25 protein-coding genes, 1 other RNA gene and 1 pseudogene are annotated in these 24,654 nt (G+C 60.6%); 14 read left to right on the top strand and 13 right to left on the bottom strand.

Annotated elements, in window-relative coordinates:
* Positions 1–122 precede the first annotated feature (122 nt).
* Positions 123–791, top strand: a complete 669-nt coding sequence (locus tag AC3ITA_RS27770; protein WP_053163718.1) for a gamma-glutamylcyclotransferase — start codon at positions 123–125, stop codon at positions 789–791.
* Here AC3ITA_RS27770 and glpT read toward each other — a convergent pair.
* Entirely contained in the window at positions 767–2,116 is a 1,350-nt protein-coding gene (gene glpT, locus AC3ITA_RS27765) for a glycerol-3-phosphate transporter (RefSeq protein WP_150671981.1), read from the bottom strand. The genes AC3ITA_RS27770 and glpT overlap by 25 nt on opposite strands.
* A 326-nt stretch (positions 2,117–2,442) precedes the next feature.
* On the opposite strand from glpT, the gene AC3ITA_RS27760 reads away from it, so the two are divergent.
* The gene (locus tag AC3ITA_RS27760) at positions 2,443–3,057 is read left to right on the top strand and encodes an energy transducer TonB (RefSeq protein WP_414929702.1); all 615 of its coding nucleotides are present in this window, start codon (positions 2,443–2,445) and stop codon (positions 3,055–3,057) included.
* A 47-nt stretch (positions 3,058–3,104) separates the two neighbouring features.
* Here AC3ITA_RS27760 and AC3ITA_RS27755 read toward each other — a convergent pair whose 3' ends face one another.
* Complete coding sequence (locus AC3ITA_RS27755; RefSeq protein WP_086792362.1) at positions 3,105–4,082, bottom strand: NADPH:quinone oxidoreductase family protein; 978 nt, start codon at positions 4,080–4,082, stop codon at positions 3,105–3,107.
* 150 nt (positions 4,083–4,232) lie between these two features.
* On the opposite strand from AC3ITA_RS27755, the gene AC3ITA_RS27750 reads away from it, so the two are divergent.
* Complete coding sequence (locus AC3ITA_RS27750) at positions 4,233–4,640, top strand: flagellar basal body-associated protein FliL (protein WP_414929703.1); 408 nt, start codon at positions 4,233–4,235, stop codon at positions 4,638–4,640.
* Between the two features lie 124 nt (positions 4,641–4,764).
* Here AC3ITA_RS27750 and AC3ITA_RS27745 read toward each other — a convergent pair whose 3' ends face one another.
* Positions 4,765–5,217 (bottom strand): EVE domain-containing protein, encoded by a 453-nt coding sequence (locus AC3ITA_RS27745; protein ID WP_414929704.1) that lies wholly within the window; start codon positions 5,215–5,217, stop codon positions 4,765–4,767.
* A 195-nt stretch (positions 5,218–5,412) separates the two neighbouring features.
* On the opposite strand from AC3ITA_RS27745, the gene AC3ITA_RS27740 reads away from it, so the two are divergent.
* Positions 5,413–5,568 (top strand): hypothetical protein, encoded by a 156-nt coding sequence (locus tag AC3ITA_RS27740; protein ID WP_007982896.1) that lies wholly within the window; start codon positions 5,413–5,415, stop codon positions 5,566–5,568.
* A 35-nt stretch (positions 5,569–5,603) separates the two neighbouring features.
* On the opposite strand, the gene AC3ITA_RS27735 is transcribed toward AC3ITA_RS27740, so the two are convergent.
* From AC3ITA_RS27735 to AC3ITA_RS27720, 4 genes are all read right to left on the bottom strand, one after another.
* Positions 5,604–6,209: a 5-formyltetrahydrofolate cyclo-ligase gene (locus AC3ITA_RS27735; protein WP_008048703.1), complete on the bottom strand. Its 606-nt coding sequence runs from the start codon at positions 6,207–6,209 to the stop codon at positions 5,604–5,606.
* Positions 6,210–6,295: 86 nt separating this feature from the next.
* Positions 6,296–6,474: non-coding RNA, 6S RNA (ssrS, locus tag AC3ITA_RS27730), on the bottom strand.
* A 30-nt stretch (positions 6,475–6,504) separates the two neighbouring features.
* Positions 6,505–6,822 carry a cell division protein ZapA gene (locus tag AC3ITA_RS27725; RefSeq protein WP_007982900.1) on the bottom strand — a complete coding sequence of 106 codons (318 nt, stop codon included), beginning with the start codon at positions 6,820–6,822 and terminating at the stop codon, positions 6,505–6,507.
* Positions 6,819–7,028 (bottom strand): TIGR02449 family protein, encoded by a 210-nt coding sequence (locus AC3ITA_RS27720; RefSeq protein ID WP_007982902.1) that lies wholly within the window; start codon positions 7,026–7,028, stop codon positions 6,819–6,821. The genes AC3ITA_RS27725 and AC3ITA_RS27720 overlap by 4 nt, the downstream gene beginning before the upstream one ends.
* 195 nt (positions 7,029–7,223) lie before the next feature.
* Between AC3ITA_RS27720 and AC3ITA_RS27715 the strand changes: the two genes are divergently transcribed.
* The 9 genes and pseudogenes from AC3ITA_RS27715 to gcvH all read left to right on the top strand — a co-directional run bounded on the left by AC3ITA_RS27715 (position 7,224) and on the right by gcvH (position 16,418).
* On the top strand, positions 7,224–7,781 hold the full coding sequence (locus tag AC3ITA_RS27715) for a YecA/YgfB family protein (protein WP_095945551.1): 558 nt from the start codon (positions 7,224–7,226) through the stop codon (positions 7,779–7,781).
* A 27-nt stretch (positions 7,782–7,808) separates the two neighbouring features.
* On the top strand, positions 7,809–9,143 hold the full coding sequence (gene pepP / locus AC3ITA_RS27710) for a Xaa-Pro aminopeptidase (RefSeq protein WP_489278928.1): 1,335 nt from the start codon (positions 7,809–7,811) through the stop codon (positions 9,141–9,143).
* The gene (gene ubiH, locus AC3ITA_RS27705) at positions 9,140–10,327 is read left to right on the top strand and encodes a 2-octaprenyl-6-methoxyphenyl hydroxylase (RefSeq protein WP_095945553.1); all 1,188 of its coding nucleotides are present in this window, start codon (positions 9,140–9,142) and stop codon (positions 10,325–10,327) included. Before pepP ends, ubiH begins: the two co-directional genes overlap by 4 nt.
* 58 nt (positions 10,328–10,385) lie before the next feature.
* Positions 10,386–10,472: pseudogene (locus tag AC3ITA_RS27700) on the top strand (tetrameric acyl-CoA thioesterase); the annotation flags it as partial.
* Positions 10,473–10,481: 9 nt separating this feature from the next.
* Complete coding sequence (locus AC3ITA_RS27695) at positions 10,482–11,699, top strand: 2-octaprenyl-3-methyl-6-methoxy-1,4-benzoquinol hydroxylase (RefSeq protein WP_172435392.1); 1,218 nt, start codon at positions 10,482–10,484, stop codon at positions 11,697–11,699.
* Positions 11,700–11,920: 221 nt separating this feature from the next.
* Positions 11,921–12,925: an extracellular solute-binding protein gene (locus tag AC3ITA_RS27690; protein WP_095945555.1), complete on the top strand. Its 1,005-nt coding sequence runs from the start codon at positions 11,921–11,923 to the stop codon at positions 12,923–12,925.
* Positions 12,926–13,129: 204 nt separating this feature from the next.
* Positions 13,130–14,746, top strand: a complete 1,617-nt coding sequence (locus tag AC3ITA_RS27685) for an ABC transporter permease (RefSeq protein WP_489278925.1) — start codon at positions 13,130–13,132, stop codon at positions 14,744–14,746.
* 156 nt (positions 14,747–14,902) lie between these two features.
* Positions 14,903–15,985, top strand: coding sequence for a glycine cleavage system aminomethyltransferase GcvT (gene gcvT, locus AC3ITA_RS27680; RefSeq protein WP_414929705.1), 1,083 nt, complete (start codon positions 14,903–14,905; stop codon positions 15,983–15,985).
* Positions 15,986–16,034: 49 nt separating this feature from the next.
* The gene (gene gcvH / locus AC3ITA_RS27675) at positions 16,035–16,418 is read left to right on the top strand and encodes a glycine cleavage system protein GcvH (RefSeq protein WP_095945559.1); all 384 of its coding nucleotides are present in this window, start codon (positions 16,035–16,037) and stop codon (positions 16,416–16,418) included.
* A gap of 192 nt (positions 16,419–16,610) precedes the next feature.
* On the opposite strand, the gene AC3ITA_RS27670 is transcribed toward gcvH, so the two are convergent.
* Both AC3ITA_RS27670 and AC3ITA_RS27665 read right to left on the bottom strand, forming a co-directional pair.
* Positions 16,611–17,447 carry an IS3 family transposase gene (locus AC3ITA_RS27670; RefSeq protein WP_489277972.1) on the bottom strand — a complete coding sequence of 279 codons (837 nt, stop codon included), beginning with the start codon at positions 17,445–17,447 and terminating at the stop codon, positions 16,611–16,613.
* A complete protein-coding gene (locus AC3ITA_RS27665; protein WP_008047186.1) occupies positions 17,444–17,749 on the bottom strand; it encodes an IS3 family transposase in 306 nt (101 codons plus the stop codon). The genes AC3ITA_RS27670 and AC3ITA_RS27665 overlap by 4 nt, the downstream gene beginning before the upstream one ends.
* Before the next feature lie 160 nt (positions 17,750–17,909).
* Here AC3ITA_RS27665 and gcvP point away from each other — a divergent pair, with 160 nt between their 5' ends.
* Positions 17,910–20,783, top strand: coding sequence for an aminomethyl-transferring glycine dehydrogenase (gene gcvP / locus AC3ITA_RS27660; protein WP_095945560.1), 2,874 nt, complete (start codon positions 17,910–17,912; stop codon positions 20,781–20,783).
* Positions 20,784–20,973: 190 nt separating this feature from the next.
* Here gcvP and AC3ITA_RS27655 read toward each other — a convergent pair whose 3' ends face one another.
* The 4 genes from AC3ITA_RS27655 to tfpB form a co-directional block, all read right to left on the bottom strand.
* Positions 20,974–21,291, bottom strand: coding sequence for a DUF2388 domain-containing protein (locus tag AC3ITA_RS27655; protein ID WP_056726402.1), 318 nt, complete (start codon positions 21,289–21,291; stop codon positions 20,974–20,976).
* Positions 21,292–21,359: 68 nt separating this feature from the next.
* Positions 21,360–21,809, bottom strand: a complete 450-nt coding sequence (locus tag AC3ITA_RS27650) for an NfeD family protein (protein WP_095945561.1) — start codon at positions 21,807–21,809, stop codon at positions 21,360–21,362.
* An 8-nt stretch (positions 21,810–21,817) separates the two neighbouring features.
* A complete protein-coding gene (locus AC3ITA_RS27645) occupies positions 21,818–22,738 on the bottom strand; it encodes an SPFH domain-containing protein (RefSeq protein ID WP_007978923.1) in 921 nt (306 codons plus the stop codon).
* An 84-nt stretch (positions 22,739–22,822) separates the two neighbouring features.
* Entirely contained in the window at positions 22,823–24,607 is a 1,785-nt protein-coding gene (gene tfpB / locus AC3ITA_RS27640) for a type IV pilus assembly ATPase TfpB (protein WP_095945562.1), read from the bottom strand.
* Between the last annotated feature and the right edge of the window lie 47 nt (positions 24,608–24,654).

Genomic DNA, 24,654 nt, shown 5'->3' with positions numbered 1-24,654 from the left:
GGCATTTAAATAAGTGCGGTGCCATGGCATTCAAATTGCCTTAAAACTTATGTGCCTTATTGTTACAGCTGTGCGTTCTATTAAGTAATTCTTCACCCGCGGGGAGCTGAACGCTATTCGCCATGAGCGCCATTGAATCTGCTTTTTTGAATCTGGCTTACCCTCCGCGGCTCGATCTGGGACCGCAGCTCACTCACGAACAATTGCTCGGCTCGATGCAATCGACCATGGCGCGCCACAAGGGTGGGCCGGTCTGGTTGTTTGCGTATGGTTCGCTGATCTGGCGCCCTGAATGCACGGCGGTTGAGCGGGTTCGCGGCCGAGTGCATGGCTATCATCGCGGGTTGTACCTGTGGTCCCACGAACATCGCGGCACGCCGGAAATGCCCGGCCTGGTGTTTGGCCTGGACCGTGGCGGTTCTTGCAGCGGTTTCGCCTATCGCTTGCCAGAGGAGCAACTCGAAGCCTCGCTCTATGCACTTTGGCAGCGCGAGATGCCTTTCCCGTCCTACCGCCCGCACTGGCTCAACTGCCGTCTCGAAGATGGCAGCCAGGTACAGGCATTGGGTTTTGTGCTGGAGCGACACCTGCCCAGCTATGCTGGCAACTTGCCGGACCATGTGCTGAGCCATGTGTTCGAAAACGCCTGCGGGCGCTACGGCACCACTCGCGATTATGTCGAGCAGACCGCGCACGCCCTGCGCAGCCACGCCATGCCAGACCGGAATCTGGAGGCGCGGCTCAAGCGCTGTAAATCAAAGGCCGATCAAGCGAGTGCTTCGCGGCCCTGACTGGCGATTTGTTTGTGCCGTAGTGTCGGGGCCAGGAAGGCCATCGCCAACAGGCAGGCGCCGACCAGCAGCACGAAGCCGCCGTCCCAACCGAAATGGTCCACGGTGTAGCCCATTGCTGCACTGGCCGCGACCGAACCGCCCAAGTAACCGAACAGACCGGTAAAGCCCGCCGCCGTACCGGCCGCTTTCTTCGGTGCCAGTTCCAGTGCCTGCAGGCCGATCAGCATTACCGGGCCGTAGATCAGGAAGCCAATGGAAAGCAGCGCGATCATGTCGACCATCGGATTGCCGGCCGGGTTGAGCCAGTAAACCAGCGTCGCGACCGTCACCAATGCCATGAACACCATGCCGGTCAGGCCACGGTTGCCACGGAAGATCTTGTCCGACATCCAGCCGCACAGCAGCGTGCCCGGAATACCTGCCCACTCGTAGAAGAAGTACGCCCACGAGGTCTTATCCACCGTGAAACCCTTGGCTTCCTTGAGGTAGGTCGGCGCCCAGTCCAGTACGCCGTAGCGCAGCAGATAGACAAAGACGTTGGCCAGGGCGATGTACCAGAGCATTTTGTTGCGCAGCACGTATTTGACGAAGATTTCCTTGGCGCTGAATTCCTCTTCGTGGCTGGCGTCGTAGCCTTCCGGGTAGTCGTTCTTGTACTGCTCGATCGGCGGCAGGCCAACCGATTGAGGGGTGTCGCGCATGGTCACAAAGGCAAACACCGCTACCGCCAGCGCCACGGCTGCCGGTACGTAGAACGCGGCGTGCCAGTCATTGAACAGGCCCATGCCGATCAGGAACAGCGGGCCGATCAGGCCACCGCCGACGTTATGCGCCACGTTCCACACGGACACCACGCCGCCACGTTCCTTCTGCGACCACCAGTGCACCATGGTCCGGCCACTCGGCGGCCAACCCATGCCCTGCGCCCAGCCGTTGATGAACAGCAGAATGAACATCATGGTCACGCTGGACGTCGCCCACGGCGCGAAACCGAAAACGAACATCACCCCGGCCGACACTAACAGGCCGAACGGCAGGAAGAAGCGCGGGTTGGAGCGGTCGGACACCAGGCCCATCAGGAACTTCGACAGGCCGTAGGCAATCGCAATGGCGGACATCGCCAGACCCAACTGACCACGGGAGTAGCCCTCGTCGATCAGGTACGGCATGGCCAGGGAGAAGTTCTTGCGCAGCAGGTAGTAACCGGCATAGCCAATGAAAATGCCGGCGAAAATCTGCCAGCGCAGGCGTCGGTAGGTGCTGTCTATTTTTTCTTCAGGCAATGGAGCCTGATGTGCGGCAGGACGAAAGAAAGCAAACATTCAAGAGCTCCAGATTTCTTGTTTTGACTGCGGATACGAATGTTACAGTTTCGTTACCGAAAATAGCACCGGTTCTCATCGGCAAAACAGCGGAAATGTTGGATATCGCGCGTTCCTTTATGAACATGTCGCTCAGATGTAAGTGAGGGGCGTTGTAGGAAGCGTTACCTGTTTAGTTAGCGGGCGCTTGATGTACCTGAATTAGGGCGGGTCTTTAGGAAACGTCCTTCGTTTAAAGCGGAAGTCATGGCGTTATGCCGAATGCCCCGGCGCTTTAACCTTTTTGCTGTTGCCAGGTCTGGCGTTGCAGGCGAAGGGAGAGGGACATGCGGTGGTGGGTATGCGTGCTGTTGTTGGTGGCGTCCATGGATGTCAGGGCCGGGGAGGTGTTCCTGATACCCGAGAATAATCCGAAGCCGGTCTATCCGGTGGCGCTGCATCGGGCGGGTGTCACCGGCATGGTGCGTGTCAGTATGACGGTGAAGGCCGATGGATCAGTCAGTAATGCCGTTATTGTGCAAAGTGCACATCCCGAACTCGAAGAGGCGTCATTGGCCGCAGTCAACCAATGGCGATTCAAGCCGTGGACAATTACCGAGGATCAGCCTGCGCAAATCATTGTGGTCGCCCCCATGGAATACAGGCTGGACAGAGAACATTCCTTCCACGTCAACAAGGAATTGGAGCGGCTGAAATGCAGTGCTATTGCAGGGGCATCGTTGAACATTGCCACTTCCTCATGGGTGGACCTGCCGGTTTTCAGCTGGACCCGTAGTTACCTGACTCACTCGCTTTCACCGACGCAATTGCCGGAAGAGAAACGTCTGGCTCTGATTGCCAAGCTCAACGCCAGCGTGCGTTCGATTGTGCAGCGGTGTAACGCACATCCGGCGAGTCGGTATGTGCGGTTTTTGCCGGAGGAGATTCGGGTGTTGCTTTGACGGCAAAAAGAGCGCGGCTAAATGGCCGCGCTTTTTTACAGAGAGATTCAGCGAACCTGCACCACCACTTTCCCGACCGCTTTACGCTGGCCAAGGTCATTGATCGCCTGCGCCGCATTGCTCAGCGGATACACCTGGGACACCAGCGGCTTGAGCTTGCCTTCGGCAAACCAGCCAAACAGTTGCTGGAAGTTCGCCGCGTTGTCCTGCGGTTGGCGTTGGGCGAACGAACCCCAGAACACGCCGAGCACTGCCGCGCCTTTGAGCAGAGCCAGGTTGACCGGCAATTCGGGAATGCGCCCGCTGGCGAAGCCGACCACCAGCAGTCGGCCGTTCCAGGCGATGGCGCGGATGGCCTGGTCGAACAGGTCGCCGCCGACCGGGTCGTAGATCACGTCGGCGCCCTGGCCGTCGGTCAGGCGCTTGATTTCGTCCTTCAGGCTGGTTTCGCTGTAGTTGATCAGTTCGTCGGCGCCGGCGGCCTTGGCCACGGCGAGTTTCTCTGCGCTGCTGGCCGCGGCGATCACCCTGGCGCCCATGGCTTTGCCGATCTCTACTGCCGCGAGGCCGACGCCACCAGAAGCACCGAGCACCAGCAGGGTTTCACCCGGTTGCAGGTTGCCGCGTTGCTTGAGCGCGTGCATCGAGGTGCCATAAGTCATGCTGAAGGCAGCGGCGGTGTTGAAGTCCATCGATGGCGGGATCGGCAGCACGTTGTAGCCCGGCACGGCGACCTGCTCGGCAAAGCTGCCCCAGCCGGTCAGGGCCATGACCCGGTCACCGACTTTCAAGTGACTGACTTTTTCACCCACTGCGCTGACCACGCCGGCCGCTTCACCACCCGGTGAAAACGGGAAGGGCGGCTTGAACTGGTATTTGCCCTCGATGATCAACGTGTCGGGGAAGTTGACCCCGGCGGCGTGCACCTCCAGCAGGATTTCATTTTTCTTCGCGACAGGACTGGCGACGTCTTCCAGCACCAGCGATTCGGCAGGGCCGAAGGCTTTGCACAGCACGGCTTTCATCAGGGCTATTCCTTTGGGAGTGATGGCCGATAAGTGTAGGTGTGTGGGTCGACGGGTCAACGAGCATGCCCGGCCCTGATAGTCAGCCATAAGCTTGTGCTTGCGCGGCGGGTCGTTATGCTAGGCCGCAAACCGGATAAGGAGCGAATTTTGAAAGCGTGGATCATGTTGATGCTGGCCCTGTTTCTGCCTGTGGCAGCGGTGGCCGAAGAAGCCAAAGAAGATGCTGCTCCGAAGGTCAGCTACATCACCCTGAGCCCGCCGTTCGTGGGTAACTACGGGTTGGACGGCACGCCGAAACTGAAGGTCTACAAGGCTGATGTGGCGTTACGAGTGACCGGTGACGAGGCCGCCAAAGCGGTGAAGGCCAATGAGCCGTTGATCCGCAATCAATTGGTCGCGCTGTTCGCCCAGCAGACCACCGAAACGATGAACAACGTCGAGGCCAAGGAGAAACTGCGTCAGGAAGCGCTGAAGCAGGCCCAGCAGGTGATGAACGATGAAACCGGTAAGCCGGTGGTTGAGGATCTGTTGTTCAACAACCTGATCATTCAGTAACTCTTTTATTGCCTGTGCCGCCGTCTTCGCGAGCAGGCTCGCTCCCACAGGGGATCTTCAGTGAATGTAGATCCAGTGTGGGAGCGAGCCTGCTCGCGATAGCATTCTAAAGATGCTGCAAATCCTACGGTTTTAGGGCAATCACCGCCGCCCACTGCTCCGTCGTCACCGGCATCACCGATAACCGCGAGCCTTTCTGCACCAGCGGCAACTCAGCCAGCGCTGTCTGCTGCTTCAGATAATCCAGTTTCAGCACCCGGGCAAAGGTCTCGACATGCGCGACATCAATCGCGCTCCAGGCGTTTTTGTCCGCAGTTGCCTTGGGGTCGTAGTAATGACTTTCCGGCTCCAGCGCCGTCGGGTCCGGATACGCGGCTTCGACAATCCTGCCGATTCCGGCGATGCCCGGCTCAGGGCAGCTGGAATGATAGAAAAAGAACTCATCCCCCACCGCCATGGCCCGCAGGAAATTGCGTGCCTGATAGTTGCGAACCCCGTCCCAGCGCGCTTTGCCGAGCTTTTCCAGCCCTTTGATCGAGAGTTCGTCGGGCTCGGATTTCATCAGCCAATAGGCCATGTCTTTTGCTCCTTGCGTGGTGATTGAGCAGCTTGTCGGCGATTTTATGACAAACCGACAGTCGGTTGGCGTCAGCATTTGCGCAGCGGTTCACGTTGTCGCAAAATGCCGGCCTTTAAAGCTTGACGCTGCTGCACGGCCTACAAACGGAAACCGCTGCTGTCATCGTGTTGATGTGCCTTTGGGGGGCAATCGATGAAACGCAAACCGGATTTACTATGGATTTTGGTCATTTTGTTTGGCCTTGGCGTCGTGACCACTGGCTATGCCCAAAGCCTGTGGGCCAACAAGACCGATGCACCGGTCGAGCTCGCCCAATTGCAGCAACAGTCGACAGCCTTCAAGCGCTGATCCTGTTGCCTCGGCGCCGCTGATCGAAGTGGCGCCTAGCCTGCGTAATACCAGGCCTTGTCCGTCACCGTTCCTTGCAGCGGCACATCCCAGCTCGCCTGAGCCAATCGCGCCACCTTCTGACATTCATGGGCCAGCCCCAGCAGCGTCGGCTTGCGCCAGTCGTTTCGTCGCGCCAGGTAGGCCAGGCTCCGGTCGTAGAAGCCACCGCCCATCCCCAGGCGTCCGCCGACATCGTCAAAACCCACCAATGGCAACAGCACCAGATCCAGTGCCCAGATTTTGCGCTGCCGGGCGAGGTTGGCCCGAGGTTCGAGAATGCGGAAGCGGTTGGGTTTGAGTTTTTCCCCGGGACGGATGCGCTGGAACACCATTTTGGTTCGTGGCCAGGCGCTCAGCACCGGTAGATAGGTGGCTTTGCCCCGGCGTTGTGCGGCGCGCAGCAACAGGCGCGGATCGATTTCACCGTCGGTGGGCAAGTAGAGGGAGATGTGCCGGGCGCGACGGAACAGCGGTTGCTGGGCCAATTGCTTGTACAGCCCGCGAGCGGCCTGGCGCTGCTGACTGGGAGTCAGTGCGCGGCGGGCCTTGCGCAGCATGCGTCGAAGTTGCGGGCGGGGGAGCAGCGCAGGTTCGGTCATGTATTCGGGCTTCAACAGTGCGGATACGTGAAGCGTACCCGTAAAAACGCCAATGCCGGTATCAAAACCGGCATTGGACTGAAATCAGGCTCCCCGAATGTGCCGCTGTCGACTTAGCCCTTGAACCCGAAAGTTCAAGGTGGAAGATGCAGTAGGCTTTAAGGCTTTCCGTCTAGCGGACATGCACACCAGCCCAACGTGCAACCTCCAGGGTATAGCAAATCGGCTCAGGGACATCGCCAACTGGCAAGCACCCCAGGGAGTGAGGGGATTATACCGCAAGCGGCGGCGCGAATCAGCCTTTGGTGACGTCCGGATCGGTGGCGAGTGCCAGATCGACGCGATCGAGCAGGTCACGCACCTGTTCGCGGGTCGAACCGCTGGCCTGGATATCCGGGCGTTCTTCCTTGTGCAGCAGGTCATGGGTGATGTTCAGCGCGGCCATCACGGCGATACGGTCGGCACCGATGACTTTTCCGCTGCTGCGGATCTCGCGCATCTTGCCGTCCAGATAACGGGCGGCGCTGACCAGATTGCTGCGCTCTTCCTGAGGGCAGATGATCGAATACTCTTTGTCGAGGATCTGCACGGTGACGCTATTGCTTGAACTCATGAGTCTTGCTCCAGGGCCTTGAGGCGCGAAATCATCGATTCGACCTTACGCCGGGCGATTTCGTTTTTTTCAATGAGGTGCGCGCGTTCCTCGCGCCAGGTCTTTTCCTGAGCTAGTAAGAGTCCGTTTTGACTCTTAAGTTGCTCGACTCGTGTAATCAGCAGCTCGAGTCTGGCCATCAGCGCTTGCAGGTCGGTGTCTTCCATTGTCTTCACTGTCTGATGGGTGTTGGACTTGTAGGAGCGAGCTTGCTCGCGATGAACCTGGGAGCACCGCGGGGCGTCAGGTACCCAGCGTTATCGTTGGCGACCATCGCGAGCAAGCTCGCTCCTACAGGGGTAGTCGATGTAGGATACAAGGCCTTCATTCTAGACATAGCGCCGTCTGGCGCCTAGCTGCCCATGACCATTCAGAATTCCCCGTACCAAGCCTTCGCCACCCTGCTGACTTCCAGCGGTCACAACGTCTCGCCTGCCGAACTGCACGGCCTGTTGCTCGGCCGCAGCTGCGCCGGCGCCGGTTTCGACGCCGAAGGCTGGTTGATCGACGCCGCCGAACTGCTCGAAAGCGAGCCTCAGGACAACGTTCGCAACGCCCTGATCGGCCTGCAAGAGATGGTAAAAGGCGAGCTCACCGGCGATGACGTGACCGTCGTTCTGCTGCTGCCGACCGACGATGCGCCGCTAGCCGACCGTGCCGCCGCACTGGGCCAGTGGTGCCAGGGTTTCCTCAGCGGCTTCGGCCTGAACTGCCGTGACAGCAGCGCCCTGAGCACCGAGGCCACCGAGGTGCTGCAGGATCTGGCGGCCATTTCCCAGGTGCAAGATGCCCTGGAAGAGTCCGACGACGGTGAAAACGACTATATGGAAGTCATGGAGTACCTGCGCGTCGCACCGCTGCTGCTGTTCTCCGAGACCAAAAAAGACGTGCCGGCCGCCGCCAAACCGTCTTTGCATTAATCGTAAGAAAGGGAAAACCATCTGCCCATGATCCATATCCCGAAATCGGAATACAGCCGTCGCCGCAAGGCCCTGATGGCGCAGATGGAACCCAACAGCATCGCCATCCTGCCCGCTGCCGCGGTGGCCATTCGTAACCGCGATGTCGAGCACGTCTACCGCCAGGACAGCGACTTCCAGTACCTCAGCGGTTTTCCCGAGCCCCAGGCCGTACTGGTGCTGATGCCGGGGCGCGTGCATGGCGAATACATCCTGTTCTGCCGCGAACGTAACGCCGAGCGCGAGCTGTGGGATGGCCTGCGTGCCGGGCAAGAGGGCGCTATTCGCGACTTCGGCGCCGATGACGCCTTTCCGATCACTGATATCGACGACATCCTGCCGGGCCTGATCGAAGGCCGTGACCGGGTGTATTCGGCCATGGGCAGCAACCCCGAATTCGACCGCCACCTGATGGAGTGGATCAACGTGATCCGCTCCAAGGCCAACCTCGGTGCCCAGCCGCCGAACGAATTCGTTGCCCTGGATCATCTGCTGCACGACATGCGCCTGTATAAATCGGCGGCAGAAGTGAAAGTGATGCGCGAAGCGGCGCGGATTTCCGCCCAGGCGCATGTACGGGCCATGCAGGCCTGTCGCGCCGGGTTGCACGAATTCAGCCTGGAAGCCGAGCTCGATTACGAATTCCGCAAGGGCGGGGCGAAGATGCCGGCCTACGGGTCGATCGTCGCGGCGGGGCGCAACAGCTGCATCCTGCATTACCAGCAGAATGACGCGGTGCTCAAGGAGGGTGATCTGGTGCTGATCGACGCCGGATGCGAGATCGACTGCTACGCCAGCGACATCACCCGAACCTTTCCGGTCAGCGGCAAGTATTCAGCGGAACAGAAAGCGATTTACGAATTGGTGCTGGCCTCCCAGGAAGCCGCCTTTGCCGAAATCGCCCCGAACAAGCACTGGAACCAGGCGCACGAGGCCACGGTTCGGGTCATCACCGCCGGGCTGGTCAAGCTGGGGTTGCTGCGGGGCGACGTTGACGAACTGATCGCCAGCGAAGCCTACAAGGCATTTTACATGCACCGCGCCGGCCATTGGCTGGGCATGGATGTGCATGACGTCGGCGAATACAAGGTCGGCGGTGAGTGGCGCGTGCTGGAAGTCGGCATGGCGCTGACTGTGGAGCCGGGGATCTATATTGCCCCGGACAACCAGAATGTTGCGAAGAAATGGCGCGGCATTGGCGTGCGCATCGAGGACGACGTAGTGGTCACCAAAACCGGCTGTGAAATATTGACGAGCGGCGTGCCGAAAACTGTCGCCGAGATCGAGGCCCTGATGGCCGCCGCGCGGACACAGGCAGCATGAGTCGCGTCAACCTGGCAATTATCGGTGGCGGGCTGGTCGGTGCAAGCCTGGCACTGGCGCTTCAGGCCGGGGCCAAGGCCCGGGGTTGGAAGATCGTGTTGATCGAGCCGTTCGCCCCTGGCGACAGCTATCAACCGAGTTACGATGCCCGTTCCTCGGCGTTGTCCTTCGGCTCGCGGCAAATCTATCAACGGCTGAGCGTCTGGCAAGAAGTCTCGCGCCGCGCCGAGCCGATCAAGCAGATTCATGTTTCCGACCGTGGGCGCTTCTCCACCGCCCGTTTGTCGGCGATGGAAGAGGGTGTTCCAGCGCTGGGTTATGTCGTTGAAAATGCCTGGCTCGGCCAATGCCTGTGGCAAGGCCTGGACAAGGACGTGATCAGTTGGCGTTGCCCGGCGGAAGTCACCCGCATGGAGCCGCTGACCGACGGCTACCGCCTGACCCTCAACGATGAAACCACCCTGGAATGCGACCTTGCGGTGCTCGCCGATGGCGGGCGCTCCGGCTTGCGCGAGCAACTGGGGATCGGCATCCGCAAGCGTCCGTACAACCAGAGCGCGCTGATCGCCAACATCACCCCGAGCGAAGCCCACAACGGCATGGCCTTCGAGCGTTTCACCGACGAAGGCCCGATGGCGTTGCTGCCGCTCCCGGATAATCGCTGCGCACTGGTCTGGACCCGCCTGGGCATGGACGCGCAACGGCTGGCGGCCCTCGATGAGCGCAGTTTCCTCAGCGAGTTGCAGGGTGTGTTCGGTTATCGCCTAGGCACATTGAAGCAGGTCGGTGCGCGGCATCTGTATCCGCTGACACTGGTCGAGGCCGAAGAACAGGTGCGCCCGCATCTGGCCATTCTCGGCAACGCGGCGCACAGCCTGCATCCGATTGCCGGCCAGGGGTTCAACCTGTCCCTGCGCGATGCCCAGGCCCTGGCCGATGCCTTGCTCGCCAGTGAGAAACCTTTGGGCGACTTCGCCACGTTACAGGCCTATCGCGAACGCCAGCGTCTCGATCAGGACCTCACCGTGGGTTTCTCCGATCAGGTTACGCGCCTGTTCGGCAGCACCCAGCCGTTGGTGTCCCTGGGTCGCAACATCGGCTTGCTCGGCCTGGATCTGCTGCCACCGGCCAAACGCTGGTTTGCCCGGCAGGCGATGGGGCTGGGTACGCGACCGGATGCGTGACTGGCTGATCCGCGGACTCGGCAAGGCGCGATTGATAAAAATACCTGCCTGCAGGTTCGACATTCATGACGGCTCCTGCCACTTGGTGGCGTGTGTCGGGAAAACCCTTTACGTGCGGCTCAAGCCGCAAGAGAGACAGGCTTAAAGCATGGAAATGCGCGCAGATCTGCTGATTGTCGGGGCCGGAATGGTCGGCAGCGCCCTGGCGCTGGCGTTGCAGGACAGCGGGCTGGAAGTCCTGCTGCTGGACGGCAGCCCCATGAGCGTCAAACCGTTCAACGCGCAGGCTGCGTTTGAGCCGCGGGTGAGCGCCTTGTCGGCCGCCAGCCAGCGGATTCTCGAGCGCCTTGGCGTGTGGGAAGGCATCGCCGGGCGACGCAGCAGCCCCTATACCGACATGCAGGTCTGGGATGGCAGCGGCACCGGGCAAATCCACTTCTCGGCGGCCAGCGTGCATGCCGAAGTGCTGGGGCATATCGTCGAAAACCGCGTGGTCCAGGATGCCTTGCTCGAGCGCTTGCACGATTGCGACCTGGGGCTGCTGGCCAATGCGCGGCTGGAGCAGATGCGCCGCTCCGGCGACGACTGGCTGCTGACCCTGGCCGACGGCCGCACCTTGCGTGCACCGCTGGTGATCGCGGCGGATGGCGCCAACTCGGCGGTGCGACGCCTGGCCGGTGTGGCGACCCGCGAATGGGATTATCTGCACCATGCCATCGTCACCAGTGTGCGTTGTGCCAAGCCGCATCAGATGACGGCCTGGCAACGCTTCACCGATAACGGTCCGTTGGCGTTTCTGCCGCTGGAGCGAGACGGCCAACAAGATTGGTGTTCGATCGTCTGGTCGACCACACCCGGCGAAGCCGAACGTTTGATGGCGATGGATGAACAAGGTTTCTGCAAGGAACTGGAGCGGGCCTTCGAAGGTCGGCTCGGCGAGGTGCTCAGCGCCGACCCGCGCCTGTGTGTGCCTCTGCGCCAGCGGCATGCCAAGCGTTATGTGGCTGAAGGCCTGGCATTGATCGGCGACGCGGCCCACACCATTCACCCGTTGGCCGGGCAGGGGGTGAATCTCGGATTCCTCGATGCCGCCGTATTGGCAGAAGTGTTGCTGCAAGCGGCAACGCGTGGCGAACGCCTGGCTGATGTGAAAGTCCTTAGCCGTTACGAGCGTCGACGCATGCCCCACAACCTGGCGCTGATGGCCGCAATGGAAGGCTTTGAGCGCTTGTTCCAGGCCGATCCGTTGCCGGTGCGTTGGTTGCGTAATACCGGGTTGAAAATGGTCGAGAAAATGCCGGAAGCCAAGGCGTTGTTCGTGCGGGAAGCGCTGGGGTTGACCGGGGATTTGCCGGCGCTTGCCAAAGCCTGACTTCTATATTGAGGCTGATGGCCTCTTCGCGAGCAGGCTCGCTCCCACCCTGGAATGCATTTCAAATGTGGGAGCGAGCCTGCTCGCGAAGACGGCGGCACATTCGCCCTCAATTTCTGCTTGTGCAACATCCGGTAACTCCTCCGCTGCCAGCTTCGATTGAGAAGCTAAATGTGAGTCCTTATCATTTGCCCTCATTTTTCAATCGAGAGACCGCTCCCATGTTGGCACCGAAGCGTCTACTGACTGCACTGGCCTTGACCCTGATCGGCAGCACCGCCGCCCAGGCCGCTGACGAGGTGGTGGTCTACTCCTCGCGAATCGACGAGCTGATCAAGCCAGTATTCGATGCCTACACCGCCAAGACTGGCGTGAAGGTGAAGTTCATCACCGACAAGGAAGCGCCGCTGATGCAGCGGCTCAAGGCCGAAGGCGCGAACACGCCGGCCGACCTGCTGCTCACCGTCGATGCCGGCAACCTCTGGCAAGCCGAGCAGATGGGCATCCTCCAGCCGTTCACCTCGAAAACCATCGACGCCAACATTCCGCTGCAGTACCGGGCCGCCTCCCATGCCTGGACCGGCCTGAGCCTGCGGGCGCGGACCATTGCCTACTCCACTGATCGGGTGAAGCCGGGTGAACTGACCACCTACGAAGCGCTGGCCGACAAGCAATGGGAAGGCCGGCTGTGCCTGCGCACGGCGAAGAAGGTCTATAACCAGTCCCTGACCGCGACCATGATCGAAGTGCACGGCGCTGATAAGACCGAGGAAATCCTCAAGGGCTGGGTCAAGAACCTCTCCACTGACGTGTTCTCCGACGACACCGCCGTGCTGGAAGCGATCAACGCCGGTCAGTGCGACGTTGGTATCGTCAACACCTACTACTACGGCCGCCTGCACAAGCAGAGGCCAGACCTGCCGGTGAAACTGTTCTGGCCGAACCAGGCTGACCGTGGCGTACACATCAACCTGTCGGGTATCGGCCTGACCCAGCACGCGCCACACCCGGAAGCGGCCAAGGCCCTGGTGGAGTGGATGACCACCCCTGAAGCGCAGAAAATCTTTGCCGACGTGAACCAGGAGTTCCCGGCGAACCCGGCCGTGCAGCCATCGGCTGAAGTCGCCGCATGGGGCAAGTTCATCGCTGATACCTTGCCTGTGGAAATCGCCGGCAAGCGCCAGGCCGAGGCGATTCGCCTGATGGACAAGGCTGGCTGGAACTAAGTCGCCCTATATACTGCGCCCCGCCTATGCGGGGCGTTTGTTTTTGCGTTGCGCGCCTCTGACGATGTAGGAGCGAGCTTGCTCGCGATGAGCGTCAGGGCACCGCGGACCGTCAGGTTCCCCGCGTTATCGTTGACGTTTTTCGCGAGCAAGCTCGCTCCTACAGTGTCGATCTCATCCATTAGATAGTAGAGAACCAAGCCTTTGGCCCATCCCGCCCAACGCCGCTGGTATCCAGTCGTCTTCGCCATCGCTGCGCTGGTCCTGTTGCCCCTGAGCGTTCTGCTGCTTTCCTGGCAAACCGTCGATCAACAGATCTGGTCCCATCTCTGGGACACACAGATGCCGCGTTTGCTGGGCAATACCTTGACCCTGGTGCTAGGCGTCGGTGTCGGCGTGACAGTCCTGGGTGTCAGCCTGGCATGGCTCACCAGCCTTTGCGAATTCCCCGGCCGGCGCTGGCTGGACTGGGCTCTGATGCTGCCCTTCGCGATCCCGGCCTATGTGCTGGCCTTTGTTTTCGTCGGCCTGCTGGATTTCGCCGGGCCCGTGCAGACCTTGCTACGAGAGTGGTTTGGCAGTGGTCTGCGGCTGCCGCGCGTGCGTTCCACGGGCGGTGTGATTGTGGTGCTGGTGCTGGTTTTCTATCCCTATGTCTATCTGCTGGCGCGCACGGCTTTCCTCGCCCAGGGCAAAGGCCTGATGGAAGCCGCGCGGGTCCTTGGCCAATCGCCCTGGCAAGCGTTCTGGCGGGTGGCGTTGCCCATGGCACGACCAGCCATTGGCGCGGGCGTGGCATTGGCGCTGATGGAAACCCTGGCGGACTTCGGCGCCGTGTCGGTGTTCAACTTCGATACCTTCACCACTGCCATCTACAAGACCTGGTACGGTTTTTTCAGCCTGTCGTCCGCCGCGCAACTGGCCAGTCTGTTGCTGCTGGTGGTGATGCTCATGCTCTACGGCGAACGGCGTGCCCGTGGGGTCAACCGGGCGAGCAACGAGCGACCACGGGTCAAGGCGCTGTATCACTTGCGAGGCCTCAAGGCATTGGCGGCGACGACTTGGTGCGGTCTGGTGTTCGCCTGCGCTTTTGTTATCCCGATGCTGCAGTTGGCAGTGTGGTTCTGGCTGCGCGGGCGCTTCGATCTCGACGAGCGCTACACCGGGTTGATCGTCCACACCTTGTACCTGGGGGCGATGGCGGCGTTGATCACCGTCAGCGTCGCCTTGTTACTGGCGTTTGCCCGACGACTGGCACCCACCCGGGTCATTCGTTCCGGGATCAGCCTGGCCAACCTGGGCTACGCCTTGCCTGGTTCGGTGCTGGCGGTGTCGATCATGCTGGCGTTCAGTTACCTGGATCGCGAGCTGGTGATCCCGCTCTCGGGCTGGCTCGGTGGCGCGGGCAAGCCGCTGCTGCTGGGCAGTCTGTCGGCGTTGCTGCTGGCCTATCTGGTGCGCTTCATTGCAGTGGCCTACGGGCCGCTGGAAAGCAGTCTGGCGCGTATACGGCCATCTTTGCCCGAAGCGGCACGTAGCCTTGGCGTCAGTGGGCCACGACTGTTTTTCAAAGTGTATCTGCCATTATTGCTACCCGGCACGTTGAGCGCCGCGCTGCTGGTGTTCGTCGATGTGCTCAAGGAAATGCCCGCGACCCTGCTGATGCGCCCGTTTGGTTGGGACACGCTGGCGGTGCGAATCTTCGAAATGACCAGCGAAGGCGAATGGGCCCGGGCGTCTTTGCCGGCATTGACCCTGGTGCTGGTCGGGCTGTTACCGGTCATCGGATTGATCCGGCGCTCAGCACATCGAAACAGCTAGGTGTCAGTCCTACACCTTGCGGCTACAATGCGCGGCATTCGGTGCGGTCCGTCTGACAGATCAGGTGGCTGAAATCGGTTGAAGGCCCTTTGTATCAAGGCATTCAGTCCGTGCAGCGCTTGTCCGCACCTTCGCCACGCCCGGAAGGAGAAACCCATGGGACAGCGTACGCCTCTGTACGACCTTCATCTCGCACTCGGCGCGAAGATGGTCGATTTTGGCGGTTGGGACATGCCTCTGCATTATGGATCGCAGGTCGAGGAGCACCATCAGGTGCGCCGCGATTGCGGTGTCTTCGATGTATCCCACATGACCGTAATCGACGTCGGCGGCGCCCAGGCCAAAGCCTGGCTTCAGCATTTGCTGGCCAATGATGTCGAACGCCTGCACAGCCCCGGCCGTGCGTTGTACAGCACCATGCTCAACGAGCAGGGCGGCATCGTCGACGACATGATCGTCTATCGTCTCGATGAGGGTTATCGTCTGGTGGTGAATGCCTCCACCCGCGACCAGGACATGGCGTGGATGCAAGCCCATCTCAACGGTTTCGACGTGCAACTTCGCGAGCGTTCCGAGTTGGCGATGCTGGCCATCCAGGGCCCCCACGCCCGGCAGAAAATTGCCGAACTGGTCAGCCAGTCCCGCGGCAACCTGATCCAGCTCCTCAAGCCCTTCGAAGGCCTGTCCGATGGTGACTGGTTCATCGCGCGCACCGGTTATACCGGCGAAGACGGCCTGGAAATCATTCTGCCGGCCGATCAGGCGCCAGGCTTCTTCAACGATCTGGTCGGAGCCGGGATTTCTCCCATCGGCCTCGGCGCGCGGGATACCTTGCGGGTCGAAGCCGGCATGAACCTTTACGGCCAGGACATCCAGCAAGACATTTCACCGTTGGCCTCCAATATGGCCTGGACCATCGCCTGGGAACCCGCCACCCGGCAGTTCATCGGGCGCAAGGCCCTGGAAGCCGAAAAGGCCGCCGGTGTACAGCACAAACTGGTCGGTCTGGTCCTTGAAGAACGTGGTGTTTTGCGCGCTCATCAAGTGGTCCGCATCGCCGATGTTGGCGAAGGGGAGATCACCAGTGGTAGTTTCTCTCCTACGCTTAGCAAGTCGATTGCACTGGCGCGCGTGCCGATGGCAACAGCCGACCGCGCTGAAGTGGAAATCCGTGGCAAGTGGTACCCGGTCCGGGTGGTCAAACCGACCTTCGTACGTCACGGCAAAACCTTGATCTAACCTTTTCTGGCGGGCATGACCGCCGACCCTTTTCCTGAGGACACAGAACATGAGCAATATCCCTGCCGACCTGCGTTTTGCCGAAAGTCACGAATGGGCACGTCTGGAAGCCGATGGCACCGTCACCGTGGGCATCAGCGATCACGCGCAGGAAGCGCTGGGTGACGTGGTGTTTGTCGAGCTGACTGAAGTCGGCAACGTGTTTGCCGCCGGTGATCAGTCGGGTGTCGTTGAGTCGGTTAAAGCAGCTTCCGACATTTATGCACCGATCAGCGGTGAAGTGATCGCGGTCAACGAAGCGCTGAGCGGCGAGCCTGAGCTGCTCAACTCCGATCCGTACGGCGCGTGGATCTTCAAGCTCAAGCCAAGCGATACCGCCGAGCTGGAAAAACTGCTGGATGCCGCCGGCTACAAGGCCGCCATCGGCGAATAAGCTTCAAGCGTCACCCCCAAAGCCCCGACCCGTCGGGGCTTTTTTTTGCCTGACAAATCCTTACCTGTAGGAGCGAGCCTGCTCGCGATGGTCGTCAACGATGGCGCTGGAAGCCTGACACCGCGCGGTGTTCTTAGGTTCATCGCGAGCAGGCTGAACTGGTCAAGTAATCCCGGACACCGGTTACGGTGTTTATGCCGCTTTTTGCTCCATGGCTATTGGCGACAGATAGTTGTTGTAGCTGTGGAGCCTGGTGCGGTTGTAGTACATGAAGAAGCGCACCATATCGGTTTTTGCTTCCTCGATCTTGCTGTAACCACTGCGAGGCACCCATTCTGATTTCAGCGTGCCGAAAAACCGCTCTGTTGGAGCGTTGTCCCAGCACTGCCCGCGATGACTCATGCTTTGCAATATGTCACGACGCTTCAGTTCTTCTTGAAACTTGCGGCTGGTGTACTGACAGCCCTGATCCGAATGGAACATCAGTCCCGGAGGACACGTTCGAACCTCTGCTGCCATGCGTAGCGCCTTGCTGACCAAGTGGGCGTCATTGACCAGCGAAAACGCCCAGCCAATGACGCGGCGAGCAAACAAGTCGATCACGATGGCCAGATGAACCCAGCGTTTGCCCACCATCAAGCTGGTAACGTCGCCACACCAAACCTGATCGACTGCAGCCGGCTTGAAATTGCGCTTGAGCCGATTGGGCGCGACAAATGCTTCAACGCCTTTGGATCTGAATGGGTGAGGCTGACGTTGTTTACTGACAATGTTGGCCTCCCTCATCAGCACTCTGACAAGGCCTCTTCCGATCGCGATGTTTTGGGACTTCAGGTTCTTGCTGATCATTCTGGAACCCATGGCTTCCCGGCTTTCGCTGTGCAGTTCAACCACTTTCAGCTTGAGCTCTTCGCGTCTGATCCGCGGTTTGGCTCGCCGCTGAAGCCACTCATAAAAGCTGCTGCGCTTCACCTCGAAAACACGACACACAATGGCAGTCGGGAATGACTCTCTTAGTTCCGCAATCATCGAAAACGATCGGGATCCGACATCAAGAGAGCGGTAGCCTTTTTTAAGATCTCGGCTTCCATCTCCATGCGCTTGATCTTGGCCTTTAGTTCCTGGATCTGCCGTTGATCTTCGGTAATCGCCTTGGTGCCCTTGACGGGCTGTCCCTCGCGTTCCTTGCGAACCTGATCGACCCAGCGCCGTAAAGCGGTGGGCCCGATGTCCAGCGATGCACACACGTCTGGAACCGGGCAGTTATCATCAAGCACCATGCTGGCAGCATGCAGCTTGAATTCGCGGGTATAGACCTTTCTTTCGTTCATGGAACCTCCAAGTTGGCGAAATCATATCGCCCTTAAGAGGTGTCCGGAATTATTAGGCCAGTTCAGGCTCGCTCCTACAGGATTCGCGTCCGGTACTGGCTGCTATGCTGGTTTGACCGTGTTGCATCGACGCTGAGCGCCAGTCAAGAGAGAGCCCGTCATGTCCCAATTGCCGTCCCTGAGCCAGTTACGCGACCCCAATGCCTTTCTGCGCCGCCACCTCGGGCCCGATGCCGCCGAGCAACAGGCGATGCTCGACAGCCTCGGCCTGGGCAGTCGGGTCGAATTGATCGAGCAAACGGTGCCGCCGGGCATCCGCCTCAACCGGGCGCTGGACCTGCCCCCGGCACTCGATGAAGAGGCCGCGCTGGCCAAACTGCGCGGTTATGCCGAGCAGAACCAGGTCTGGACCAGCCTGATCGGCATGGGCTACCACGGCACCCTTACACCGGCGGTCATTGTGCGTAATGTGCTGGAAAATCCCGGCTGGTACACCGCGTACACCCCCTATCAGCCAGAGATCGCCCAAGGGCGGCTCGAAGCGCTGCTGAACTTCCAGCAACTGACCATCGACCTGACCGGCCTGGAGCTGGCCAATGCCTCGCTGCTCGATGAAGCCACCGCCGCGGCGGAAGCCATGGCCCTGGCCAAGCGGGTCGCCAAGTCCAAAAGCAACCTGTTCTTTGTCGACGAAAACTGCCACCCGCAAACCATTTCCGTGGTGCAGACCCGCGCTGAGGGTTTCGGTTTCGACCTGATCGTCGACGCTGTGGATAACTTGAAGCAGCACCAGGTGTTCGGCGCGTTGCTGCAATACCCCGACACTCACGGTGAAATCCACGACCTGCGGCCGCTGATCGATCACCTGCATGCGCAACAGGCCCTGGCCTGTGTCGCCACGGATTTGCTGAGCCTGTTGTTGCTGACCCCACCGGGTGAACTGGGTGCCGATGTGGTGTTCGGCTCGTCCCAGCGATTTGGCGTGCCCATGGGCTACGGCGGGCCTCACGCGGCATTTTTTGCCAGCCGCGATGAATACAAGCGAGCGATTCCCGGGAGGATCATCGGTGTTTCGAAAGATGCGCGGGGCAACACCGCCCTGCGCATGGCCCTGCAAACCCGCGAGCAACACATCCGCCGGGAGAAGGCCAACTCCAACATCTGCACGGCCCAGGTGCTGCTGGCCAATATCGCCAGTTTCTATGCGGTCTACCACGGCCCCGAAGGGCTCAAGCGGATCGCCCAGCGGGTTCACCGGCTGACCTGCATCCTGGCCGCCGGGCTTGAGCGCAACGGTATCACGCGGGTCAACCGGCACTTCTTCGACACCCTGACCCTGGAAGTCGGCGGAGCTCAGACCGCGATCATCGACAGTGCCCGGGCCGCGCAGATCAACCTGCGTATTCTCGGGCGCGGCCAACTGGGCCTGAGCCTCGACGAGACTTGCGACGAAGGCACCGTGGCGAAGCTGTTCGATGTGTTCCTGGGGGCCGATCACGGGCTGAGCATCGATGACCTGGATGCCGAGGTCCTGCCTGGCGGAATTCCCGAAAGGTTGGCGCGAACTTCGCCTTATCTGCGCCATCCCGTGTTCAGCGCCCATCACAGCGAAACCGAGATGCTGCGCTACCTCAAGCAACTGGAAAACAAGGACCTGGCGCTCAATCAATCGATGATTCCGCTGGGCTCCTGCACCATGAAGCTCAACGCCACCAGCGAGATGATCCCGATTACCTGGCCGCAGTTCGCCAACCTGCACCCGTTCGTGCCCAAGGAGCAGGCCGCCGGTTATGGGCTGATGATCGAAGAGCTGGAGCGCTGGTTGTGCGCGATCACCGGTTTCGACGCGATCTGCATGCAGCCCAATTCCGGTGCCCAGGGCGAATACGCCGGGCTGCTGGCAATCCGCAAATACCATGAGAGCCGTCAACAGGGTGGCCGCGATATCTGCCTGATTCCTTCGTCGGCTCATGGCACCAATCCCGCGTCGGCGCAAATGGCCGGGATGCGCGTGGTGATCGTCGAGTGCGACGAGGCGGGCAATGTCGACCTGGATGATCTCAAGGAAAAAGCCGCGCAGGCGGCAGACAAACTCGCCTGCCTGATGGCGACCTATCCTTCGACCCATGGGGTGTATGAGGAAGGCATCAGCGAAATCTGTGAAGTGATCCACCGGCATGGCGGTCAGGTGTACATGGATGGCGCCAACCTCAATGCTCAGGTCGGGTTGGCGCGGCCAGCCGATATTGGCGCCGATGTCTCGCACATGAACCTGCACAAGACCTTCTGCATTCCCCATGGTGGCGGTGGGCCGGGCATGGGGCCGATTGGTGTTCGGGCACATCTGGCGCCATTCGTGGCCAACCATCCGGTGGTGCCGATCGACGGGCCGCACCCGCAAAATGGCGCCGTCAGCGCAGCGCCCTGGGGAAGCGCAAGCATTCTGCCGATCAGCTGGATGTACATCGCGATGATGGGGCCGCAACTGGCGGACGCCAGTGAAGTGGCTATCCTGGCCGCGAATTACCTGGCGCGGCATTTGTCCGGTGCCTTCCCTGTGCTCTACACCGGGCGCAACGAGCGGGTGGCCCACGAATGCATCCTCGACCTGCGACCGCTCAAGGCGTTGACCGGCATCACCGAAGAGGATGTGGCCAAGCGCCTGATGGACTACGGCTTCCATGCCCCGACCATGTCGTTTCCGGTGCCGGGGACGCTGATGGTCGAACCGACCGAAAGCGAATCGAAGGCGGAACTTGACCGGTTCATCGGGGCGATGCTGAGCATCCGCGCGGAAATCAACGAGGTGCAGAACGGTAACTGGCCAGCTGAAGAAAACCCGTTGAAAGGTGCGCCACATACGTTGGCCGATATCACTGGCGTGTGGGAGCGGCCGTACAGCATCGTGCAAGCGGTCACGCCGGACGCGCACACCAAGGCGCATAAATACTGGCCGGTGGTGAACCGGGTGGACAATGTGTACGGGGACCGGAACCTGTTTTGTGCGTGTGTGCCGGTGGATGATTACCGCTGACACCCCAGGCAACTCATGACTCCTGTGGGAGCCTGCTCGCGATTGCGGTGTGACAGTCACTGAAGATTTCACTGATCCACCGCAATCGCGAGCAGGCTCGCTCCTACAGGGAGGCTCGGTGAACATGGGATTTGTATTCGCAAGGCAAAAAAATGCCGCTCATGTGAGCGGCATTTTTCATTCGCAACGCTTACTCCGAAGCCACGGCATTCTTCGCCAGGATCGCATTCGCCAGTTCCATGTCCGTGGCTTGCAGGCCCGGGTTGTCGGCGCGGACTTTCTGCATGGCCGCTTCCAGGTATGGACCGCGGATACTGCCATCACTGGCAACGAAGCTGCTGGCATCGTCCTGAGCCGCGACGACCAGCTTGTTATCCTTGGATGTCAGATAGCTCGAACCGGTGGTTGCACCGGAGGTAAGAACGTTACGCCAAAAAGTATCGGCCATCGCCGAACCGACAGGCAAAGACAACAGCGCGACGGTAGCGACAGCAAGTTTGAAACGCATGACAGGGTGACTCCACTGGGTTGACTACGCGGTTGGATTGCCAACCCCCAATCGAGTTCCGTGGTCGCCTAATCCGTCGCTTCGACCAGCAGGATCGCGCCTTGCTGGCCGACCACCCGTACGCGGCTGCCAATGGCGGCATCCGGCCCGCGGGCCATCCACACACCGTCGGCCACCTTGATCTTGCCGCGACCGTCGACAATCGCTTCATGGACCAGAAAGGTTTTGCCGATCAGTTCCTGGCCGCGCAGATTCAGGTGCGGCTGTTCGCTCGGACGCCTCGCCGTGCGCTGACGCCGCCACCAGTACAACGCGGTGGCGATCGACAGCAGGCCGAACAACAGAAACTGCCATTCCCAGGGCAGGCCCGGCAGGAGAAAGGTCAAGACACCCACGGCTGCTGCCGCCATGCCGATCCACAACAGGTAGCCGCCGGCGCCGAACACTTCAAGAATCAACAGCACCGTGCCCAACGCCAACCAGTCCCAGAACGAAAGGTGCTGCAAAAATGCCCACATGGTGCGCCTCAGGCTTTCTTGTTATCGAATGTGGCCTTGACGATTTCGCCAATGCCGCCCACCGCGCCGATCATCGAACTGGCCTCCAGCGGCATCAGGATCACCTTGCTGTTGTTGGCCGAAGCCAGCTTGCCCAGCGCATCGATGTACTTCTGCGCCACGAAGTAGTTGACCGCCTGCACGTTGCCGCTGGCGATGGCTTCGGACACCACTTTGGTCGCCTGTGCTTCTGCCGCGGCTTGCCGCTCGCGGGCTTCGGACTCCAGGAAGGCGGCCTGGCGACTGCCTTCGGCTTCGAGGATCTGCGCCTGCTTCTTGCCTTCGGCGGTCAGGATCGCTGCGGCACGCAGACCTTCGGCTTCGAGGATTTGGGCGCGCTTGATCCGTTCGGCTTTCATCTGCCCCGACATCGCAGCCATCAGGTCGGCGGGTGGGCTGATGTCCTTGATTTCGATCCGGGTGATCTTGATGCCCCACGGTGCGGTCGCTTCATCGACAGTGCGCAGCAGTTTTTCGTTGATGCCGTCACGCTGGCTGAGCATGGCGTCGAGTTCCATCGAGCCGAGCACGGTGCGGATGTTGGTTTGCAGCAGGTTGCGGATGGCGTGTTCGAGGTTGTTGACCTCGTAGGCCGCCTGGGCCGTGTTGACCACCTGGAAGAAGCACACGGCGTCGATTTGCACCGTGGCGTTGTCGGCGGTGATGACTTCCTGCGGCGGAATATCCAGCACGCTTTCCATCACATTCATCTTGCGTCCGATGCGGTCCATGACCGGAACGATGACGTTCAGCCCTGGCTTGAGCGTGTTGGTGTAGCGCCCGAAACGCTCGACGGTCCATTCAAAGCCCTGGGGCACCACCTTGAAACCCATGAACAGAATGGCGACCACCAGGCCGACAAAAAGCAAAAGCACACTACCGATCTGCATAACGATTCCTTGTTGATGTGTGGATCTGTTGAGTTGCAATCGCTGGAGTGTAGCTGTGCCGATGCTGGATAAGTACCGCCGGGCTCAGTTCTGTTCGCTCTGGGGTGTCACTCGCAGTACCTCCTCGATGGTCGTCAGCCCGGCAGCGACCTTTTGCGCTCCTGACAACCGCAGGCTGCGCATGCCTTCCTTGAATGCCTGGCGCCGCACGGCCAGCAGATCGGTGTCGGGACTGATCAGCGCCTTGATGCCTTCGCTCAGTTGCATGATTTCGTAGACCCCGGCACGGCCGCGATAACCAGTGTCGCGGCACTCCACGCAACCGGTGGCTCGCTGGGCATTGGTCGGCAAGGGTGCTTGCCAGGGGCGGGTCAGGGTTTGCCAGTCGTCTTCGCCCAGCGTCAGGGTTGCCTTGCAGTGCGGGCACAGGGTCCGCACCAGTCGCTGGGCCATGACGCCGAGCACCGTGGCCTTGATCAGGTAGTGCGGCACGCCGAGTTCCAGCAGGCGGCTGATGGCGCTGGGGGCGTCGTTGGTGTGCAGGGTCGACAGCACCAGGTGCCCGGTGAGCGCGGCCTGGATCGCCATCTCCGCGGTTTCGAGGTCGCGGATCTCGCCGATCATGATGATGTCCGGGTCTTGCCGCATCAGCGCGCGTACGCCGGCGGCGAAGGTCAGATCGATGTTGTGCTGGACCTGCATCTGGTTGAACGCCGGCTCGACCATTTCAATCGGGTCTTCGATGGTGCAGAGGTTGACCTCGGGCGTCGCCAGTTTTTTCAGGGTGGTGTAGAGGGTGGTGGTCTTGCCCGAACCCGTCGGCCCGGTGACGAGGATGATGCCGTGGGGCTGGCGGGTCATGTCTTGCCAGCGGCGCAGGTCGTCGGCGGAGAAACCAAGCTGGTCGAAGTCCTTGAGCAATACTTCCGGATCGAAAATCCGCATGACCATTTTTTCGCCGAAGGCCGTGGGCAGCGTCGACAAGCGCAGTTCGACTTCGCCGCCGTCCGGGGTCTTGGTTTTGACCCGGCCGTCCTGGGGTTTGCGTTTCTCCGCGACGTTCATGCGTCCAAGGGTTTTCAGGCGACTGACGATGGCCATGGTGACCTGGGGCGGGAATTGATAGACGTTGTGCAGCACGCCGTCGATGCGAAAGCGCACCGTGCCTTGCTCGCGCCGGGGTTCGATGTGGATGTCGCTGGCGCGCTGCTGGAACGCATACTGGAACAGCCAGTCGACGATATTGACGATGTGTGCGTCGTTGGCGTCCGGCTCCTGGTCGCTGGCGCCGAGGTTGAGCAACTGTTCGAAATTGCCGAGGGTACTGACTTGCGGGTCGGCGCTGTTCGCCCCGGTGACCGATTTGGCCAGGCGGAAAAATTCGACGCTGAAGCGCTGGATGTCTACCGGGTTGGCCACCACACGCTTGATCGGTAATTTGAGCACGTGGGTCAGGTCAGCCTCCCAGCCACTGACATAAGGCTGGGCGCTGGCCACGGTGACCGCATCGCGGTCGATCGCTACCGCGAGGATCTTGTGGCGCTGGGCGAAGGCATAGGACATCAGCGGGGTCACGGCCGCGACATTGATTTTCAACGGGTCGATGCGCAGGTAAGGCTGGCCGGCCTGCCGGGACAGCCACAGGGTCAGGCTCTCGAGGTCCAGCGGTTTGCCGGGACGGCTGAGATCGTCCAGCTGTTGGCTGGCAATGAACTCCAGCGGATGCATCTGGCCAAGGGAAGCATTGCGGCGGCGGGCATTGAGCGCGTGTTCGGCCGAATCCTGACTGATAAAGCCCTGAGCGACCAGTTCGCGCAGCAGGTCATTGAGATCCAGCCAGCGGTCCTGAAAGGCGAGTTGTACGGACATGCGGGCTCCTTTTGAACGACAGTGCGCAAAGGATAGCCGTGACCCGG

This window comes from Pseudomonas sp. GL_090 (genome assembly GCF_057837765.1).
This window is presented reverse-complemented; position numbering and strand designations above follow the sequence as displayed.

What these genes read in the sequence shown, in the direction of transcription:
- AC3ITA_RS27720 (WP_007982902.1), bottom strand. Translation starts at nt 7,028, where the DNA reads ATGGAAGACACCGACCTGCAAGCGCTGATGGCCAGACTCGAGCTGCTG.
- AC3ITA_RS27735 (WP_008048703.1), bottom strand. Translation starts at nt 6,209, where the DNA reads ATGACCGAACCTGCGCTGCTCCCCCGCCCGCAACTTCGACGCATGCTG.
- ubiH (WP_095945553.1), top strand. Translation starts at nt 9,140, where the DNA reads ATGAGTCGCGTCAACCTGGCAATTATCGGTGGCGGGCTGGTCGGTGCA.
- AC3ITA_RS27690 (WP_095945555.1), top strand. Translation starts at nt 11,921, where the DNA reads ATGTTGGCACCGAAGCGTCTACTGACTGCACTGGCCTTGACCCTGATC.
- AC3ITA_RS27655 (WP_056726402.1), bottom strand. Translation starts at nt 21,291, where the DNA reads ATGCGTTTCAAACTTGCTGTCGCTACCGTCGCGCTGTTGTCTTTGCCT.
- tfpB (WP_095945562.1), bottom strand. Translation starts at nt 24,607, where the DNA reads ATGTCCGTACAACTCGCCTTTCAGGACCGCTGGCTGGATCTCAATGAC.
- AC3ITA_RS27740 (WP_007982896.1), top strand. Translation starts at nt 5,413, where the DNA reads ATGAAACGCAAACCGGATTTACTATGGATTTTGGTCATTTTGTTTGGC.
- gcvT (WP_414929705.1), top strand. Translation starts at nt 14,903, where the DNA reads ATGGGACAGCGTACGCCTCTGTACGACCTTCATCTCGCACTCGGCGCG.
- AC3ITA_RS27670 (WP_489277972.1), bottom strand. Translation starts at nt 17,447, where the DNA reads ATGATTGCGGAACTAAGAGAGTCATTCCCGACTGCCATTGTGTGTCGT.
- AC3ITA_RS27755 (WP_086792362.1), bottom strand. Translation starts at nt 4,082, where the DNA reads ATGAAAGCCGTGCTGTGCAAAGCCTTCGGCCCTGCCGAATCGCTGGTG.
- AC3ITA_RS27695 (WP_172435392.1), top strand. Translation starts at nt 10,482, where the DNA reads ATGCGCGCAGATCTGCTGATTGTCGGGGCCGGAATGGTCGGCAGCGCC.
- AC3ITA_RS27645 (WP_007978923.1), bottom strand. Translation starts at nt 22,738, where the DNA reads ATGCAGATCGGTAGTGTGCTTTTGCTTTTTGTCGGCCTGGTGGTCGCC.
- AC3ITA_RS27745 (WP_414929704.1), bottom strand. Translation starts at nt 5,217, where the DNA reads ATGGCCTATTGGCTGATGAAATCCGAGCCCGACGAACTCTCGATCAAA.
- AC3ITA_RS27650 (WP_095945561.1), bottom strand. Translation starts at nt 21,809, where the DNA reads ATGTGGGCATTTTTGCAGCACCTTTCGTTCTGGGACTGGTTGGCGTTG.
- AC3ITA_RS27770 (WP_053163718.1), top strand. Translation starts at nt 123, where the DNA reads ATGAGCGCCATTGAATCTGCTTTTTTGAATCTGGCTTACCCTCCGCGG.
- AC3ITA_RS27665 (WP_008047186.1), bottom strand. Translation starts at nt 17,749, where the DNA reads ATGAACGAAAGAAAGGTCTATACCCGCGAATTCAAGCTGCATGCTGCC.
- AC3ITA_RS27715 (WP_095945551.1), top strand. Translation starts at nt 7,224, where the DNA reads ATGACCATTCAGAATTCCCCGTACCAAGCCTTCGCCACCCTGCTGACT.
- glpT (WP_150671981.1), bottom strand. Translation starts at nt 2,116, where the DNA reads ATGTTTGCTTTCTTTCGTCCTGCCGCACATCAGGCTCCATTGCCTGAA.
- gcvH (WP_095945559.1), top strand. Translation starts at nt 16,035, where the DNA reads ATGAGCAATATCCCTGCCGACCTGCGTTTTGCCGAAAGTCACGAATGG.
- AC3ITA_RS27760 (WP_414929702.1), top strand. Translation starts at nt 2,443, where the DNA reads ATGCGGTGGTGGGTATGCGTGCTGTTGTTGGTGGCGTCCATGGATGTC.
- pepP (WP_489278928.1), top strand. Translation starts at nt 7,809, where the DNA reads ATGATCCATATCCCGAAATCGGAATACAGCCGTCGCCGCAAGGCCCTG.
- gcvP (WP_095945560.1), top strand. Translation starts at nt 17,910, where the DNA reads ATGTCCCAATTGCCGTCCCTGAGCCAGTTACGCGACCCCAATGCCTTT.
- AC3ITA_RS27725 (WP_007982900.1), bottom strand. Translation starts at nt 6,822, where the DNA reads ATGAGTTCAAGCAATAGCGTCACCGTGCAGATCCTCGACAAAGAGTAT.